The 2,017-nt window shown below is 50.1% G+C and carries 1 protein-coding gene; it reads left to right on the forward strand.

Annotated elements, in window-relative coordinates; genetic code table 11:
• Window positions 1-82 precede the first annotated feature (82 nt).
• Complete coding sequence (locus P0D96_RS47825) at window positions 83-1,912, forward strand: IS1/IS1595 family N-terminal zinc-binding domain-containing protein (protein WP_408321292.1); 1,830 nt, start codon at window positions 83-85, stop codon at window positions 1,910-1,912.
• Window positions 1,913-2,017 lie beyond the last annotated feature (105 nt).

Raw genomic sequence — 2,017 nt, forward strand, 5'->3', positions numbered from 1 at the left:
CCAGCCCCTTACTTGGCGTGTTGTTTTTGAGTAGTTGATTCTCTATGATGCCCCGTAGGTCAAGGACTTGCGGGGCATCATCATGTCGGAAAAAATTTTGAATGAGGACGAGCCTGAATCGCCGCCGCCCTCTAAAGGCCCCCGGATTCCCCTAGAATTCGATGGAATCCAAGTCAATCACTGTAAATCACCGCAGTGTGCGAACTTCGGCTATCCGGCCAACGCTAATAGACCGTATCGTCGTAGCGGAACTGGTGCTGTTCTCGGAGATTATCTCGTCGGGACCAGCAATCGCGACACGCCCTCAATCAAATGCGCATTTTGCAACGAAAAGTCGCCAATTCGCAGCAATCAAGCCGTTGCTGAAGAATATGCACGCCTTGGAAATCATATCTATCGGCCAGTTGTCGACCCTTCATGCAAAACCGAGGGATGCGCGATGTTTGGCATTCCCCTTTCCAAATCAGGCGGGCAATATATCTCGTTCGGGAAGACGCCTGCGGGAACGCAACGATATCGCTGCCTCGAATGCAAAAAGACATTCATCGGAAAGCAAAATCCGATTTTAGGTCAGCGGCGTTCGGAGAAAAATCGCGACGTATTCATTCTGATTGTGAATCGAGTGCCTCTGTCGCGCATAGCGGAAACAACCACGTTGTCTCCCAAGGCAGTATACGACAAACTCGAGTTCATTGACCGTCAATGCCGACTCTATTCGGGACACCAGGAGGCGAAGCTCCTGAAACCTGATTTTGTTCTCCCAAAGATGTATGTTGCAGTAGACCGACAATACTATCTGATTAACTGGTTGAAACGAGAGGACCGACGGGCTGTTCAGCTAAATGCAATTGCTACCGCTGATTTAAAGACTGGATATGTTTTCGGTATGAATCTCAATTTCGACCCTGATGCAATAGGCAGCGAGATTGAAGAGGCGGCGGCGGAGGCCGGAGATGCACATCTAACGGCCCCCTTCCGCCGATATGCGCGGCTGTGGCTAGCCCGGGATTATCTGGAGGCTCTCACGGACGCCCAGCACCGCGTCGTAGCGTCGTTTGTCGCACCACCACCCACGTTTCAAGATTCGTTATTGAATGACATTTCGTCAGAATATACGGACGCTGAAGCCCGGGCTGATATAGAGGAATCAGATTTTAAAAACAAGGAACTTCAGCTGCCAAAAAGCGGCATGCAAATTCGCGAAACATATACGATGTACGCTCACTTTCAACTGATGGCGCGATTGTTAAAAAATGCCCCGAAGGTCCGCGTATTCATGGACCAGGATTCAGGATTTCGTGCGGCATTTATGTCGGCCTATCGCGACCGGATTAAGGAGCGCACGGCGGACGGCTTTTTTGTAAAGGTTGCGAAGGATGCGACGGCATATCAGAAACAGTATGCAGTGGTCGAAGCAAAACGGAAGCTGATTTTATTTATGGCGGAAAACAGAATCACAGACGAATATTCCGCACAGGTCGAGATGATGAAGCAAAATATCAAGGCAGCCACACCGATTGGGCGCTGGGGTGACAAGTGGGTAACGCACCCCATGCCAATCGCTTCTGAGCCTAGAAAGCAGGTCAGTTGGCAAACCAATTTGGGCGATTATGACGAAAACCACGAAGCGCGTTTGATGCTGAAGGCTTCATTACACGCTGTTGACCGGTTTTTTATGATTACGAGGCGTCGATTGACTAAGGCGGAACGGCCCGTAGTCAGCGTCAGAAGAAATCGGGCTATGTGGTATGGGTATGCTGCTTATAATCCGACATATTTGGCTCGAGAACTCGAGATTTGCCGCGTTTATTTTAATTATTGCGTTATTGGAAAAGACAAGAAAACCCCTGCTATGCGCTTGGGACTGGCTACCCACCCGGTCGACCCGCAGGAAATTCTGTACTTTTCTTAAACAAACACCTCGGTTTGTATAAAAAAGGGCAGGGATTTGACTCCCTGCCCTTGAATCAGCCCCGCCTAGCAAGCCCCTCAACAACACGCGTGGTAAGGGGCTGGG

This window comes from Paraburkholderia sp. RL17-347-BIC-D (assembly GCF_046027915.1).
Classification (GTDB): Bacteria; Pseudomonadota; Gammaproteobacteria; order Burkholderiales; family Burkholderiaceae; genus Paraburkholderia.